General features: G+C 69.2%; 15 protein-coding genes. 6 read left to right on the top strand and 9 right to left on the bottom strand.

The window, feature by feature from the left end; all coding sequences use genetic code 11:
- Positions 1–43: 43 nt before the first annotated feature.
- The 3 genes from IEY88_RS18040 to IEY88_RS18030 are packed head-to-tail and all read right to left on the bottom strand — an operon-like array spanning position 44 to position 3162.
- Positions 44–592 carry an HIT family protein gene (locus tag IEY88_RS18040; RefSeq protein ID WP_189155895.1) on the bottom strand — a complete coding sequence of 183 codons (549 nt, stop codon included), beginning with the start codon at positions 590–592 and terminating at the stop codon, positions 44–46.
- Entirely contained in the window at positions 589–2637 is a 2049-nt protein-coding gene (thrS, locus tag IEY88_RS18035; RefSeq protein ID WP_229693489.1) for a threonine--tRNA ligase, read from the bottom strand. Before thrS ends, IEY88_RS18040 begins: the two co-directional genes overlap by 4 nt.
- A 33-nt stretch (positions 2638–2670) precedes the next feature.
- Positions 2671–3162: a GNAT family N-acetyltransferase gene (locus tag IEY88_RS18030; protein ID WP_189155894.1), complete on the bottom strand. Its 492-nt coding sequence runs from the start codon at positions 3160–3162 to the stop codon at positions 2671–2673.
- A gap of 140 nt (positions 3163–3302) precedes the next feature.
- Here IEY88_RS18030 and IEY88_RS18025 point away from each other — a divergent pair, with 140 nt between their 5' ends.
- Positions 3303–3617 (top strand): hypothetical protein, encoded by a 315-nt coding sequence (locus tag IEY88_RS18025; RefSeq protein WP_189155893.1) that lies wholly within the window; start codon positions 3303–3305, stop codon positions 3615–3617.
- Positions 3614–4129, top strand: coding sequence for a hypothetical protein (locus IEY88_RS18020; RefSeq protein WP_189156096.1), 516 nt, complete (start codon positions 3614–3616; stop codon positions 4127–4129). The genes IEY88_RS18025 and IEY88_RS18020 overlap by 4 nt, the downstream gene beginning before the upstream one ends.
- Before the next feature lie 138 nt (positions 4130–4267).
- Here IEY88_RS18020 and IEY88_RS18015 read toward each other — a convergent pair whose 3' ends face one another.
- The 6 genes from IEY88_RS18015 to IEY88_RS17990 all read right to left on the bottom strand — a co-directional run bounded on the left by IEY88_RS18015 (position 4268) and on the right by IEY88_RS17990 (position 11134).
- On the bottom strand, positions 4268–5911 hold the full coding sequence (locus IEY88_RS18015; RefSeq protein ID WP_189155892.1) for an AMP-binding protein: 1644 nt from the start codon (positions 5909–5911) through the stop codon (positions 4268–4270).
- A 185-nt stretch (positions 5912–6096) separates the two neighbouring features.
- Complete coding sequence (locus tag IEY88_RS18010; protein WP_189155891.1) at positions 6097–6795, bottom strand: FadR/GntR family transcriptional regulator; 699 nt, start codon at positions 6793–6795, stop codon at positions 6097–6099.
- A gap of 164 nt (positions 6796–6959) precedes the next feature.
- The gene (locus tag IEY88_RS18005; RefSeq protein WP_189155890.1) at positions 6960–7727 is read right to left on the bottom strand and encodes a 3-oxoacyl-ACP reductase; all 768 of its coding nucleotides are present in this window, start codon (positions 7725–7727) and stop codon (positions 6960–6962) included.
- Between the two features lie 35 nt (positions 7728–7762).
- A complete protein-coding gene (locus tag IEY88_RS18000; protein ID WP_189155889.1) occupies positions 7763–9115 on the bottom strand; it encodes an aldehyde dehydrogenase family protein in 1353 nt (450 codons plus the stop codon).
- On the bottom strand, positions 9112–9807 hold the full coding sequence (locus IEY88_RS17995) for a gamma-glutamyl-gamma-aminobutyrate hydrolase family protein (protein ID WP_229693488.1): 696 nt from the start codon (positions 9805–9807) through the stop codon (positions 9112–9114). Before IEY88_RS17995 ends, IEY88_RS18000 begins: the two co-directional genes overlap by 4 nt.
- On the bottom strand, positions 9794–11134 hold the full coding sequence (locus tag IEY88_RS17990) for a glutamine synthetase family protein (RefSeq protein ID WP_189155888.1): 1341 nt from the start codon (positions 11132–11134) through the stop codon (positions 9794–9796). Before IEY88_RS17990 ends, IEY88_RS17995 begins: the two co-directional genes overlap by 14 nt.
- Before the next feature lie 111 nt (positions 11135–11245).
- Here IEY88_RS17990 and eat point away from each other — a divergent pair, with 111 nt between their 5' ends.
- From eat to IEY88_RS17970, 4 genes are all read left to right on the top strand, one after another.
- Positions 11246–12670 (top strand): ethanolamine permease, encoded by a 1425-nt coding sequence (gene eat, locus IEY88_RS17985; protein ID WP_189155887.1) that lies wholly within the window; start codon positions 11246–11248, stop codon positions 12668–12670.
- A 221-nt stretch (positions 12671–12891) separates the two neighbouring features.
- Positions 12892–13686: an IniB N-terminal domain-containing protein gene (locus tag IEY88_RS17980; RefSeq protein WP_189155886.1), complete on the top strand. Its 795-nt coding sequence runs from the start codon at positions 12892–12894 to the stop codon at positions 13684–13686.
- A gap of 13 nt (positions 13687–13699) precedes the next feature.
- Positions 13700–14593 (top strand): NAD-dependent epimerase/dehydratase family protein, encoded by an 894-nt coding sequence (locus IEY88_RS17975; RefSeq protein WP_229693487.1) that lies wholly within the window; start codon positions 13700–13702, stop codon positions 14591–14593.
- Positions 14586–15449, top strand: coding sequence for a 3-hydroxybutyryl-CoA dehydrogenase (locus tag IEY88_RS17970; RefSeq protein WP_189155885.1), 864 nt, complete (start codon positions 14586–14588; stop codon positions 15447–15449). Before IEY88_RS17975 ends, IEY88_RS17970 begins: the two co-directional genes overlap by 8 nt.
- Positions 15450–15654 lie beyond the last annotated feature (205 nt).

The following is a 15654-nucleotide window of genomic DNA, read 5'->3' as shown; positions in this document are numbered from 1 at the left end:
CCTGCAACCTATCGAAAGTCAACAGATAAGCACCGTTAAGCGATCAGTCGACGGCCTTCCAGCCGTCCGCCAGCAGCTGACGGGTCTCCCCCAGGAGCTGCGGCAGCACCTTGGTGTGCCCGACGACCGGCATGAAGTTCGCGTCCCCGCCCCACCGCGGCACCACGTGCTGGTGCAGGTGGGCGGCGATCCCGGCACCGGCGACGACGCCCTGGTTCATGCCGATGTTGAACCCGTGCGGCGACGCCACGTGCCGCGCGACCTTCATGGCCCTCTGCGTGAACGCGCCGAGCTCGGCCACCTCGGACGTGGTCAGCTCGGTGTAGTCCGCCACGTGCCGGTACGGCAGCACCATCAGGTGACCGGGATTGTACGGGTACAGGTTCAGCAGCGCGAAGACCTCCGCCCCGCGCGCGATGATCAGACCGTCGGAGTCGGACAGCTCCACCACGCGGCAGAACGGGCAGCCGGCGGGCTCGTCGCCGTCGGCCTTGCCCGCGCCCTGCACGTACGACAGGCGGTGCGGGGTCCACAGGCGCTGCAACGCGTCCGGGACCCCCACACCGTCCTGCGAGGAGTACTCAGGCGTCACGAGAGCAGTTCCGCCGTGGGCGAGGCGTTCTCACGGCGCCGCACCCACTCGACGATCTGCTCGACGGCCCGCTCCACCGGCACGCCGTTGATCTGCGTGCCGTCGCGGAACCGGAACGACACCGCGTTCGCCTCCACGTCCTTGGCGCCTGCCAGGAGCATGAACGGCACCTTCTGCATGGTGTGGTTGCGGATCTTCTTCTGCATGCGGTCGTCCGAGGCGTCGACGTCGACGCGGATGCCCTGCTCGCGCAGCACCTCGCGCACCGCGAACAGGTGGTCGGCGTTCTCGGCCGTCACCGGGATGCCCATGACCTGCACCGGCGCGAGCCACGCCGGGAACGCGCCCGCGTAGTGCTCGGTCAGCACGCCGAAGAAGCGCTCGACCGAACCGAACAGCGCGCGGTGGATCATGACCGGGCGCTGGCGCGAGCCGTCCGGACCGGTGTACTCCAGTTCGAACTTCTCCGGCAGGTTGAAGTCGAGCTGGATGGTCGACATCTGCCAGGTGCGGCCGAGCGCGTCACGGCACTGCACCGAGATCTTCGGGCCGTAGAACGCGGCGCCACCGGGGTCCGGCACGAGGTCCAGGCCGGACTCCTCGGCCACGGAGGCGAGCGTCGCGGTCGCCTCCTCCCAGATGTCGTCCGGGCCGACGAACTTCTGCGGGTTCTTGGTGGAGAGCTCCAGGTAGAAGTCGTCGAGACCGTAGTCGCGCAGCAGGTCCAGCACGAACGTCAGCAGCGACTTCAGCTCGTCGCGGACCTGGTCGCGCGAGCAGAAGATGTGCGCGTCGTCCTGCGTCATGCCGCGCACGCGGGTCAGGCCGTGCACCACGCCGGACTTCTCGTACCGGTAGACGCCGCCGAACTCGAACATGCGCAGCGGCAGCTCGCGGTAGGAACGGCCGCGCGCCTTGAAGATCAGGTCGTGGAACGGGCAGTTCATCGGCTTGAGGTAGTAGTCCTGGCCCGGCTTGCGGACCGTGCCGTCCTCGTTGAACTCGGCGTCGAGGTGCATCGCCGGGTACATGCCGTCCTTGTACCAGTCCAGGTGACCGGAGACCTCGAACAGCTTGCCCTTGGTGATGTGCGGCGAGTAGACGAACTCGTAGCCCGCCTCGGTGTGCCGCTGGCGGGAGTAGTCCTCCATCGCCTTGCGGATGATGCCGCCCTTGGGGTGGAACACCACGAGGCCGGAGCCGATCTCGTCCGGGAACGAGAACAGGTCGAGCTCCACGCCGAGCTTGCGGTGGTCGCGGCGCTCGGCCTCCGCCAGGCGCTCCAGGTACGCGTCCTGCGCCTCCTGCGACTCCCACGCGGTGCCGTAGATGCGCTGCAGCTGCGGGTTGTTCTCGTTGCCGCGCCAGTACGCGGCGGCCACGCGGGTCAGCTTGAACGCCGGGATGTGCTTGGTGGTCGGCACGTGCGGGCCGCGGCACAGGTCGCCCCAGACCTGCTCACCGGAGCGCGGGTCGAGGTTGTCGTAGATCGTCAGCTCGCCGCCGCCGACCTCCATGACCTCGCTGGTGTCGACGTCGCTCTTGATGTCGACGAGCTCCAGCTTGAACGGCTCCGACGCGAGCTCGGTCTTCGCGGAGTCGACCGACTCGACGACCCGGCGCGAGAACCGCTGCGAGGACTTGATGATCTGCTTCATGCGCTTCTCGAGCGCCTGCAGGTCCTCGGGCGTGAAGGGCTTCTCGACCTGGAAGTCGTAGTAGAAGCCGTCCTTCACGGGCGGGCCGATGCCGAGCTTGGCGTCGGGGAACTGCTGCTGCACGGCCTGCGCCAGCACGTGCGCGGCGGAGTGGCGGACGACGCTGCGGCCGTCCTCGGTGTCGGCGGCGACGGCCTCGACCTCGACGTCGACCTGCGGGACCCACGACAGGTCGCGCAGGTGGCCCTCGGCGTCGCGCACGACGACGATCGCGTCGGAACCCTTGCCCGGCAGGCCGGCCTCGCGCACGGCCGTGCCCGCCGTCGTCCCAGCCGGAACCACCACGCGCGGCGGGTTCTGGGCGACTGCTGGGCGCGACTCGGACACGGTGACTCCTACGTTCGAAGATGGTGATTGCGATCAGATGTTATCGGTGCTCAAGATGGACATGACGATCGCGTCGTGGAAGACGCCGTCCCAGAGCAGGGCGTCCCGCAACCGGCCCTCCTCGCGGAAGCCCAGCTTCTTGTAGACGTGGATCGCCCGGTCGTTGAAGTCGTACACCTCCAGATCGACCCGGTGCAGGTTCCGCTCACCGAACGCGTGGTCCAGGACGTGCCGGATGGCGGCGGAGCCGTATCCCTTGCCGAAGTCGTCCCACAACGCGATCCGGAGGCCCGCTGACCGGTTGTGCGGATTGATGGTGAGAACGACCTCGCCGAGGAACTCGCCGTCCTCCGTTATCGCACGCGTGTAGCGGTTCGGATCGTTCAGCGTGCGTTCGATGTACGCCTCGTAATCCTCGAGCGTGAACGTCCCGTGAGTACCGGTGAACCGGTTGACCTCGTCGTCGTTCGGCCGGACCGCGGCCATCGCGACGGCGAACTCCTTGCGCAGGGGTACGAGTTCCATGCCTCCGATTGAAGCCGGTCCGTGCAAGCGGATTCTCGCGGCGACACCTACGTACACGCTTCTGAGTGGTTTTTCGGATGCGTCCGAGCACCGGGGGCGAGCACTCTGTTGTCTCCCGGCCCGCCGAATGGAGCACCGACATGTCCGACCTGGTCGTCGAATGCCCGGTCCGCCTCACCGAGTCCAACCGGGACGAACTGCGCCTGCTCTACGCCGATCTGCGCGACCACTACGCCCGCCGCGACGCCCGCAACGGCACGCGCACCACGCTGCACTTCCTGTGGAGCGGCGTCCTCGACGCCGAGCACTTCGGCGCGACCTACGCCGACCAGCGGCACGTTTTCGCTGGTTCCAGGCCCGTCCTGAACTCCAGGCGCGATCCTTCCGGACTTCAGGAAACGAACAGGTGGCTGTCAGCCCCAGCTCAGTCGAGCGGCGCATCGTTGAGGACATGAGCGAGCAGGGACAGACGCCTCCACCGCGGGAGCCGTCACGCGACGAACCGCAGGCCGCCCAGCCTGCACCGGACCAGGCGACGACCCCGCTGCCGGCCGAAGCACCGGCCACGCCCGGTCAGCACCCGAACGCCGGCGCGCAGCCGGCCGCACCAGAGCCCGCCCCGGCGGCGCAGCAACCCACACCGGCGACCACGGCGGCGGACGCGCCGCCACCACCGCCCCCACCACCGGCGACCCCTTCGGTTGCAGTGCCGGCATCCCCTGGCCGGGGACGCCGTTTCGTGCGGCACCGTGCCACCCAGCTGGTCGCCGTGGGCCTGCTGGGGCTCGTCCTCGGCGGCGGCATCGTGGGAGCGATCGCGGCTGACCGGTTCGACGAGCGCGGCGGCCCGGGCCACGTGCGGATGTACGACCGCGGCGAGCGCGGACCGGATCACGGCAACGACCGCTTCGACCAGCGCGGTCCGTTCGGCGATCGCGGTGACAGGGGCGACCGCTTCGAGCGGTGACCGACCGAGCGCACGACCCGTGCCGAACCGATTCCCCGACGACCGACACGGGTCGTGCGCTCCCCAAAACCAGGAACGCGCGCCACAGCCGGATTAGTCCCCCTCGTTCTGCTGTGGCGTGCGTTCCGCCCCAATGCCCTAATGCGGCTGCGGTCCCAGCCTGATCGCCAGCAGCTGACGCCGCAGCACCTTCCCGGTCGCGTTGCGCGGCAACTGCGGCACCACGACGACCTCACGCGGCACCTTGTGCCGCGCCAGCCGGGTGCGCACGAACTCGCGCAGCTCGCGGACGTCGATCCGCGTCCCCGCCACCGGCACCACGAACGCGCGCAACCGTTGCCCGTACTCGGGATCCGGTACGCCGAGCACCGCCGCGTCGCGCACGCGGTAGTGCGTCATGAGCAGGTTCTCGACCTCGACCGGGTACACGTTCTCGCCGCCGGACACGATCATGTCGTCCTCGCGGCCGTCGAAGTACAGCCGGCCGCTGGGGTCGAAGTGCCCGAGGTCGCCGGTCGCGACGAGCCCGTCGATGGACTCCTTCTGCGAGCCGTCCGTGTACAGGTCCACGGTCAGTGAGCCGCGCACGTAGATCTTGCCCGTCACGAACGACCGCGTGACCCGGTTGCCCTGCTCGTCGTAGATGCGCACCACGCAGTTGTGCGGCGGCAGGCCGACGCTGGACGGGGCGGCCTCGAGGTCCTCCGGTGTGGCGACGGTGGCGACGGCGACTTCCGTTGAGCCGTAGAGGTTGTAGAGCACCGGGCCCAGGACGGCCTGGGTGCGCTCCACCAGGTCGGGCGAGATCGGCGAGCCGGAGGAGAACACGACGCTCAGGTGCGACAGGTCGAACGAGTCGAGCACGTGCCGGTCGAGTTCCATGATCCGCTGCAGCATCGTCGGCACCAGGACGAGCGTGGTGCAGCGCTGGCCCTGCACCGACCACAGCGTCTTGCGCGGGTCGAAGCGGCGGTGCAGGACCGCGCGCGAGCCCAGCGACATGGCGAGCGTCAGGTGCGAGTAGCCGACGGAGTGGAAGATCGGCGCGGCGATGAACGTCGACTCGCCCGAGCGCATCGGGATGCGGTCGAGGAAGTCCGACGCGGTGAGCACCGACTTGATCTCGCGGGCCGTGCCCTTGGGCGTACCGGTCGTGCCGGACGTCAGCTGGATCACGACGCCCGGTTCGCGCGGCGGTTCCAGTTCGCCGCGCGGCGCCTTGGCGACCAGCTGGTCGAGTGTCGGCGTGCGACGGTCCAGTCCGTCGCGCGACCACGAGAGCCAGCGCGGGATCGACGGGGGCAGCTGGTGGAACAGCGGCGTGAACTCCTCGTCGTGGATGACGACCGACGCGCGTTCACGTTGCAGGAGGTCCAGGACGACCGGCGCGCCGAACCCCGTGTTCACCAGCAGCACGCGCACGCCGAGCTTCGCGCACGCCAGCAGGGACTCGACCATGCCGCGGTGGTTGCGGCACATCAGCGCGACGACGTGCATGTGCTGGACGCCCAGCGAGCGCAGGCCCTGGGCGATGGCGTTGGAACGCCGGTCGAGCTGCCGGTACGTGACGGAGCCGCGGTCGTCGACGATCGCGACGCCGTCGGGGTTCAGCCGGACGGAACGGCGCAGCGCCGTGACGTTCGGCCCCCAGACCTTGACCTCTCTCAGCGCCTCCACGGACATCTTGAAGTTCGTGAGACTCACCATGCCCGCGGCGGACAGAACACGGAGTGAGTGCACCCGGCCCATGGCGTCGCGAAACACCTTGCGCAACCCTGGCATCAACAGCTCCTCGCGCTGCAAGTCCCCGAGGTATTCGGACGGTAACTGTCCGCAAGGCTCAGGCCAAGCCTTGTGTCATGCGGAATTCGCATGACAACGGGACATTTGGACCTGTAAACGTTTTCACACCGCCCGCAAGATGCCCGGTAGCGCTCCCACTGCGGCAATCGCCGGAGTCTGACCGGTCAGACCAAGAAGCCCCGCAACAACGAGGCGGTGCCGTCGAGGTGCTCGGCCATCGCCCGGCGCGCCCCGGCTGGGTCTCCGTCCAAAATGGAGGCGATGACGCGCTCGTGCTGGGCGTTGGAGTGCGCGAGGTTCGGTTCGAGCAGCGGGATGTGGTCGAGCAGCTCGTTCGCGCGCATCCGCGACTCGGCGACGGCGGCGGTCAGCGCCGCGGAGCCGGTGGCCTCGGCGATGGCGAGGTGCAGACGTGAATCCTTGCGCCGGTATTCCGCGACCGTCGACGTGGAGGCCTCCTCCAGGCGAGCGCGCAGCCCGCGCCGTTCGGCGGGCCCCAGAGACCGTCCCGCCGCCGTCTCCGCCGCACCGGTCTCGAGCACCCTGCGCAGCGTCAGCACGTCGTGGAGGTCGCCGAACTCCTTGGCGGGCGCGGACTTCGGCAGCACCTCGTTGACGAACGTACCGCCGTACCGTCCCCTTCGGGACTCCACGAAATGGTTCTCCTGCAACGACCTGATGGCCTCGCGCACGGTCACCCGGCTCACGCCGAGCCGGGTGGCCAGTTCCCGTTCGGACGGCAGCCGCTCCCCCGGCGCGACGACGCCGAGCCGGATGGACTGCATGAGCCGTTCGACGGTCTCCTCGAACGCGTTGCCCGCCCGCACCGGGCGGAACAACGCGTCCTGCGCGTGCTCCGTCATGGCTGGGCCCTGTCCTGTAGGTCTGTTCGATGAGAGTCACGGTCGAGAGTCCCGGAGGTGGTGCCGCCGCGACGTCCTCATACCGGAGGTATTCGGGCGTTGTGGCGGTGCCGCCTCCGGGGCCCTCGGCCGCGACTGTCGCGGGCGGACTTGCAGGACGGGGCCTAGAGCGGTGTCACGTACGCGCCGGCGATGCCGCCGTCCACGAGGAAGTTCGACGCGGTCATGAACGACGAGTCGTCGGACGCCAGGAACGCGACCGCAGCGGCGATCTCCTCGGGTTCGGCGAACCGACCGAGCGGTACGTGGACGAGCCGGCGCGCGGCCCGCTCCGGGTCCTTCGCGAACAGCTCCCGCAACAGCGGGGTGTTGACCGGGCCGGGAGACAGGGCGTTGACGCGGATGCCCTCGCGCGCGAACTGCACGCCGAGCTCACGCGACATCGCGAGCACGCCGCCCTTCGACGCCGTGTAGGAGATCTGCGACGTCGCCGCGCCCATCGTCGCCACGAACGACGCCGTGTTGATGATGGAACCCTTGCCGCCCGCCTGCATGTGCGGAATGGCGTACTTGCAACACAAATAAACCGACGTGAGGTTCACCTTCTGCACGCGTTCCCACGCCTCGAGGCCCGTGGTGAGGATCGAGTCGTCGTCGGGCGGCGAGATACCGGCGTTGTTGAACGCGATGTCCAGCTTGCCGTAAGTGTCCACAGTGGTCTGGAACAGCGCTTTGACCTGTTCCTCGTCGGTCACGTCGACCTGGACGAACAGCCCGCCGACCTCGTCCGCGGCCGCCTTGCCCGACGCGGGGTCGAGGTCGGCGACGACGACCTTCGCGCCCTCGCTCGCGAACCTGCGCGCGGTCGCGAGTCCGATCCCGCTGCCGCCACCCGTCACGACGGCCACCCGGCCCTCGAGTCGCTGCACCATCTCTTGTTCTCCTCGTCGTTCGGGTCTGTCCGGAATCAGGTGGCGATGAAGACGTTCTTGACTTCGGTGAACGAGTCGAGCGCGTCCGGGCCGAGCTCACGGCCGAGCCCGGACTGCTTCACGCCACCGAACGGCGTCGAGTAGCGGACGGACGAGTGCGAGTTCACCGAGAGGTTCCCGGCCTCGACGGCCCGTGAGACGCGGATCGCACGGCCGACGTCCTGGGTCCAGATGGAACCGGACAGGCCGTACTCGGAGTCGTTCGCGATGCGGATCGCGTCGGCCTCATCGGTGAACGGCAGCACGACGACGACCGGGCCGAAGATCTCCTCGGTGACCGCCGGGTGGTCGTAGGCGGGCGTGAGCACGGTCGGCGGGAACCAGAAACCCGGTCCGTCCGGCGCGCTGCCCCGGAACGCGACGGGCGCGTCGTCTGGGACGTAAGACGTGACCTTGCTCAGGTGCGCCGCGCTGATGAGCGGCCCCATCTCGGTGGCCTCGTCACCGGGCTCGCCGACCTTCACGCCCTTGACCGCGGGCTCCAGCAGCTCCATGAACCTGTCGTAGACGCTGGCCTGCACGAGGATCCGCGAACGCGCGCAGCAGTCCTGCCCGGCGTTGTCGAACACCCCGTACGGCGCGGTGGCGGCGGCCTTCTCCAGGTCGGAGTCCGCGAAGACGATGTTCGCGGACTTGCCGCCCAGCTCCAGCGTCACCCGCTTCACCTGGTTCGCGCAGCCGGCCATGATCTGCTTGCCGACCTCGGTGGAGCCGGTGAAGACGACCTTGCGCACCAACGGGTGCGTGACGAACCGGTTGCCGACGACGCTGCCCTTGCCCGGCAGCACCTGGAAGACGCCCTCCGGGATGCCCGCCTCCAGCGCGAGCTCGCCCAGCCGGATCGCGGTCAGCGGCGTGATCTCGGCAGGTTTGAGCACGACGGTGTTGCCGGCCGCGAGAGCGGGCGCGAACCCCCAGCCCGCGATGGGCATCGGGAAGTTCCACGGCACGATCACGCCGACCACGCCGAGCGGCTCGTGGAACGTGACGTCGAGCCCGCCCGCGACCGGGATCTGCTTGCCGAACAGGCGTTCCGGCGCGGCCGAGTAGTACTGCAGCACGTCGCGGACGTTGCCCGCCTCCCACCGCGCGTTGCCGATGGTGTGGCCGGAGTTCTCGACTTCGAGCAGCGCGAGCTCCTCGACGTGGGAGTCGACGACCTCCGCGAACCTGCGCAGCAGCCGGGCGCGGTCGCCGGGTGCGACGTCCCGCCAGCTCTCGAACGCCTTCTGCGCCCGGCTGATCGCCGCGTCCGTGTCATCGAGAGTGGTGTGCGGGACGGTCCGCACGACCTTCTCGGTGGCCGGGTTGATGACGTCAAAGCTCACAGCGCTCTACTCCTTGCCACGTCCACGAGTGCTTCGAACAGCCTCAGGTCCTCGATGTCCTGCTCGGGGTGCGACTGCACGCCCACGACGAACCGCGCGCCCTCCAGTTCGACGGCCTCGACCGTGCCGTCCGGTGCCTGCGCGGTGACGCGGAGCCCGTCGGCGATCCGGTCGAGCGACTGGTGGTGGTGGCACTGAACGGTCGTTCGATCGCCGAGAACCCGGTGCAGCGCGGAGCCTTCGGCCACGGCGATCTCGGTGTGCTCGAACACCGCGGGCGCCGGGTTGTGGCCCTCGATGTGCTGGTGCAGCGTGCCGCCCAGTGCCACGTTGAGGACCTGCATGCCCCGGCACACCCCGAGCACCGGCAGGTCGAGCTTCAACGCGGCCTCGACCAGCGCGAACTCGGCCTCGTCACGGGTGGGGTGCGGCTCGCCGGTCTTCTCGTGCTTCTCGGCACCGTAGGCGGCGGGGTCGACGTCGGCGCCGCCCGCGATCACCAGGCCGTCGAGGAACGCGATGGTCTCGGCGTTCCAGGCACCGACCGGGGGCAGCATGACGGGGTTGCCGCCCGCCTGGACCACGCAGTCGAGGTAGCCGCGGTAGAGCACCGCGGCCTCCACGTCCCAGTGCCCGAAGCGCGTGCGCTCCAGGTAGGTGCTGATGCCGATGAGTGGCTTAGAGGCGCTCAAAACCGCGTACCTTCTCCCAGTCCGTGACCGCCGCGTCGAACGCCGCGAGCTCGACCTTCGCCGCGTTCAGGTAGTGGTCGACGACCTCCTTGCCGAACGCCGACCGCGCGATCTCGCTGGCCGCGAACAGGTCCGCGGCCTCGCGCAGCGTCGTCGGCACCGTCGGGCGGTCGGACGCGTAGGCGTTGCCGACGAACTCGTCCTCCAGCTCCAGCTCCTGCTCGACGCCGTGCAGACCGGCCGCGATCAGCGCCGCCACCGCGAGGTACGGGTTGACGTCCCCGCCGGGTACCCGGTTCTCGAACCTCAGGGACTGGCCGTGACCGACGACCCGGAGCGCGCACGTGCGGTTGTCCCGGCCCCACGCGACGGCGGTCGGCGCGAACGAGCCCTGCACGAAACGCTTGTAGGAGTTGATGTTCGGGGCGAGGAAGTAGGTGAACTCGCGCAGCGCGGCCAGCTGGCCCGCGAGGAAGTGCTTCATCAGCTTCGACATGCCGTGGCCCTCGGCGAAGACCGGCTCACCGTCCTTGGAGCGCAAGGACAGGTGGATGTGGCAGGAGTTGCCCTCGCGTTCGTTGTACTTCGCCATGAACGTGAGCGCCTTGCCCTGCTGCGACGCGATCTCCTTGGAGCCGTTCTTGTAGATCGCGTGCTGGTCGCAGGTGCGCAGTGCCGTCGTGTACTTGAACGCGATCTCGTGCTGGCCGGGGTTGCACTCCCCCTTGGCCGACTCGACGACCATGCCCGCGCCCGTCATGCCGTTGCGGATGGCGCGCAGCAACGGTTCCACGCGCGCGGTGCCGAGCAACGAGTAGTCGACGTTGTACTGGTTGGACGGCGTGAGGTTGCGGTAGCCGGCGTTCCACGCCTGCTCGTAGGAGTCTTCGAAGAGGATGAACTCCAGCTCGGTGCCGACGTAGCAGTCCAGGCCGAGCGCGGCGAGCCGGTCGAGTTGCTTGCGCAGGATCTGCCGCGGCGAGGCGACGACGGGGTCACCGTTCTCCCAGACGACGTCGCACATGACAAGGGCGGTGCCCTCCTGCCACGGCACGCGGCGGAGCGTCTCGACGTCGGGCTTCATCACGAAGTCGCCGTACCCGCGCTCCCAGCTCGACATCTCGAAGCCGCTGACCGGGTTCATCTCGACGTCGACCGCGAGCATGTAGTTGCAGCCCTCCGCGGAGTGGCCGAGAACCTCGTCGAGGAAGTACTGAGCGGCGCACCGCTTGCCCTGCAGGCGACCCTGCATGTCCACGATCGCGACCAGGACGGTGTCGATCTCACCGGCGTCCACGGCCACGCTCAACTCCTCGACGGTCAGCATCTCCGCGTTCCTCCAAAGGTATGTCTGCGAGCCATTGACCGCATCATCTTGACACCACCGGGTGACGAGCGCCACCCTCAACCACTGCTTAAAGGACTGTTAGGAGTCCATATGGCCAAGCACGTCGAGTACGAGAAGGTGAGCAGCGACTACCTGGAGCACCGTCAGCTCAAGCGTGGCGCGGCGGGGTGGGTCCTGCTGGCCGGGCTGGGTGTCTCGTACGTGATCTCCGGCGACTTCGCCGGGTGGAACTTCGGCCTCGCCCAGGGTGGCTGGGGCGGGATGCTGGTCGCCACGATCCTGATGGCGACGATGTACACGTGCATGGTGTTCGGTCTCGCCGAACTCGCCTCAGCGCTGCCCGTCGCGGGCGCGGGCTACGGTTTCGCGAGGCGCGCGCTCGGCCCGTTGGGCGGGTACGCCACAGGTATCGCCATCCTCATCGAGTACGCCATCGCTCCCGCGGCGATCTCGGTGTTCATCGGCGACTACGTCAAGGCTCTCGGTCTGCTGGACGCCACGTGGCCGGTGTACCTCGCGTGCTACATCGTCTTCGTCGGCATCCACCTCTACGGCGTCGGCGAGGCGCTGCGGGTGATGTTCGTGATCACCGGTGTCGCCGTCGTCGCGCTGGTCGCGTTCGTGGCGGGCATGATCCCGAAGTTCGACTCCGCCAAGCTGTTCGACATCGGCGACGGCTCGTTCCTGCCGATGGGCGTGACCGGGGCGTGGGGCGCGATCGTGTTCGCGATCTGGTTCTTCCTCGCGGTGGAGGGCGTGCCGCTGGCCGCCGAGGAAGCGCGGGATCCCAAGCGGGACATGCCTCGCGGGATCATCGGCGCGATGGTCGTGCTGCTGGTGTTCGCGGCGGCGATCCTGCTCGTGGCGCCCGGCGGTGCGGGCTCGAAGGCGCTGGAGGCGTCCGGGAACCCGTTGCCCGAGGCGGTCCGGGCGGCCTACGGCGGTGACACGTTCCTGGCGCAGCTCGTGAACTACGTCGGTCTCGCGGGTCTGGTCGCGTCGTTCTTCTCGATCATCTACGCCTACTCGCGGCAGCTGTTCGCGTTGTCGCGCGCGGGTTATCTGCCGCGCTGGCTGTCGAAGACCGGCAAGCGCAAGACGCCGTACCTGGCGCTGATCGTGCCCGGCACCATCGGGTTCGTCTTGGCGACGACGATGAAGACGATCGACCCCGTCACGGGTGGTGCCCGGCTCATCAACATCGCGGTGTTCGGTGCCGCACTGTCCTACGTGCTGATGATGCTGTCGCACATCGTTCTGCGAAAGACAGCGCCGGACCTGCCACGCCCGTACCGGACTCCTGGCGGTGTGGTGACCACGAGCGTGGCTCTCGTTCTCGCCGTCGCGGCGGTCATCGCGACGTTCTTCGTGGACGAGGTCGCTGCTGCTGTGACAGCGGGCATCGTGCTGGTCGCCGTGGCGTACTACTGGTTCTACAGCCGTCATCACCTGGTCGCGAACGCTCCGGAGGAGGAGTTCGCGGCGATCGCGAAGGCGGAGGCGGAGCTCGACTGATCACGCGAGCGGCGGCACGGTCGTCACCGGCCGTGCCGCCGTTCGGCGTCTGCGGGTGGAAGCGGTACCCCTAACGAGTTCGACGTCCCCCTAACGGGTGACCTTCGGCCCCTAAGGAGTTCGGCCGCCGGAAGTCTAGGGATCTCACCCGATGTCAGGGGGATGTTGATCTCACTACGGTTCCGGCGACATCCCCCGAAACGCCGTAGGAGCTTCACTCCATGATGCAGCAGGACATCCAGCCGGCCACCCCGCAGCAGCCCGTCGCGCCCACCGCGCCCGAGGTCACCCCGGCGGCCGTGCCGCAGGAGGCCCAGCCGGCCACGCTGCAGGAGTTCGCCCTGAACCTCCTGAACGACCCGGCGGCCCTGTCGGCGTTCGACCTCGATCCCGAAGGCGTCCTGGGCTCCTGCGGCCTGAGCGACATCACCCCCGGTGACGTCCGGGAGATCCTCCCGCTGGTGCTCGACGCCGCCTCGGTCGCGGACGTCGGCGGCCTCTCGTCCTACAACGCCCTCGCGGGCCTCGCGAACCTCGACGCCGCCAACGGCTTCACCGGCGACCTGGCCGGCCACTGCGACGTGTCGAGCACCCTCGACGCCGTCACCGGCGTCGTCCCCGGCTTCGGCGACGCGGCCGGCCTGGGCGGCGTCACGGACCTCGGCAACGTCACCGACCTGTCCGGTGTCACGGGTCTCGCCGGCACCGGCGACCTGCTCGGCACGGCGACCGGTCTGGCGGACGTCGGCGGCGTCCTCGGCACCGTCACCGGCGTGACCGGCGTCGTCTCCGTCGACGGCGTGCCCGGTGTGCTCGGCGCCGTCACCACCGACGTCACGCACATCACCGACGTGGCCCACGACGTCGTCCCGGACGTCGCGCCGGTCAGCGGCGTGCACGACACCGTCCACGGCGTCGTCGACGGCACCGTGGGCAACGTGCTCGGCGGCGACACGCTCGGCGACCTGGACGTCCTCGACGGCGTCGGCGGCCTGACCGAGGGCCTCGGCCTCTGATCTACTGGCTCGGGTGAGCAAGCGAGCGTTGATCCTCGGCGGCACGGGCCTCATCGGCCGTGCCGCCGCTCGGCGGCTGCGGCAGGCGGGCTGGACCGTCGACGCCCCCGGCCGTGAGGTCGACCGCTCCGATCCTTCCGCCCTGGCCCGCGCGATGGGAGACGGCGCCGACCTGCCGGTCGACACCCTCTGCTACTCGGCCGCCGACGCCCGCACGCTGCTGCCGTCGGCGCGCAAGGCCGCCTCGACCGTGATGATCTCCGCCAAGGCCGTGTACGCGGATGCGGCCGGCCGGCACGTCAACTCCGCCGAGCCTCCCCGCTTCGACGGCCCGGTCACGGAGGACCAGCCGACGCTCGCGCCGCTCGACTCGGACCCGTTCAGCCGCGAGGGCTACGGGCCGAACAAGGTCGCGGCCGAACGGACGTTGCTCGACAGCGGCCTTCCGGTCACCGTGCTGCGACCGTCCAAAGTGCACGGACCGGGCAACAAGCGCCCGCTGGAGCGGTACTTCGTGGAACGGATCCTCGCCGGGAACCGCGTCGTCGTGCTGGCGTCGCGCGGCGAGGGCGTCGACCACCCGACCGCCGCCGCGAACCTGGCCGCGCTGATCGAGACGGCTGGGGAGCACCCCGGCGCGCGGGTGCTGAACGCGGCCGACCCGGACGCCCCGAACGGCCTGGAGATCTCGCGGATCATCGCGCGCTCGCTCGGCTGGACGTGGCACGAGATCCTGCTGGACCACGCCGAAGCGGGCCTCCACCCGTGGCACCGCGGCTTCGTCCTGGACACGTCCCGGGCGTCGGCACTCGGCTACCGGCCGGTCGGGGACTACGCGTTCACCGTGCAGGAGACGCTCCGCGACCTCGTTTCGAGCCACTCGTGGCAGGATCGGTCGCGTGAGTGACATTCAACGTGTGGGAGTCGTCGGTTCCGGCCTCATGGGCTCCGGAATCGCCGAAGTGAGCGCACGCGCCGGCCTCGACGTCATCGTCGTCGAGGTCAACGCGGGCGCGGCCGAGGCAGCGCAGGGGCGGATCGCCACCTCGCTCGCCAGGGGCGTCAAGTCCGGCAAGCTCAGCGAGGAGGACCGCGACGCCGCCATCGGCCGCATCCGGTTCACCACCGACATCGGCGAGTTCGCCGACCGGCAGTTCGTGGTCGAGGCGGTCGCCGAGAACGAGCAGATCAAGACCGACGTCTTCACCGCGCTGGACAAGGTCGTGACGGACGAGGACGCCATCTTCGCGTCCAACACGTCGTCCATCCCGATCATGAAGCTCGGCATGGCCACGAACCGGCCGGAGCACGTCATCGGCGTGCACTTCTTCAACCCGGTGCCGGTGCTCAAGCTCGTGGAGATCGTGCCGTCCCTGCTCACGGGCGCCGCCACGCAGGACCGCGCCGAGACGTTCGTGCGCGAGACCCTGCACAAGGAGGTCATCCGCTCGCAGGACCGCGCAGGCTTCGTGGTCAACGCGCTGCTGATCCCCTACCTGCTCTCCTCGATCCGCATGCTCGAGTCCGGCTTCGCCTCGGCCGACGACATCGACAACGGCATGGTGCTCGGCTGCGCGCACCCGATGGGCCCGCTGCGCCTCACCGACCTGATCGGCCTCGACACCACGAAGGCCATCGCCGAGTCGATGTACGACGAGTTCAAGGAGCCGCTCTACTCGCCGCCGCCGCTGCTGCTGCGCATGGTGGACGCGGGCCTGCTGGGCAAGAAGTCGGGTCGCGGGTTCCACAACTACGCGAAGTAGCTCGCTGACGGGTGGCCCCTGGACGGCGCTCGCCTCGCATCGGACGAGGTGGGCGCCGTTCTTCGCGCGCGCATCGACGCCGGACACCTCGAAAGGTGGCTGACCAGCGAGCCTGGCTGCCTGCTCGCTTTCGTCACGAACACCGGGCGCGCGATGGTCATGCTGCTGGAGGAAGAAGGAGACACGGGCGAGCACGCCACCGACC

The sequence above is a fragment of the Lentzea pudingi genome, assembly GCF_014646255.1.
GTDB lineage: Bacteria > Actinomycetota > Actinomycetes > Mycobacteriales > Pseudonocardiaceae > Lentzea > Lentzea pudingi.
Note: the sequence above shows the minus strand (reverse complement) of the source record. Positions and strands in the feature narration are given on the sequence as shown.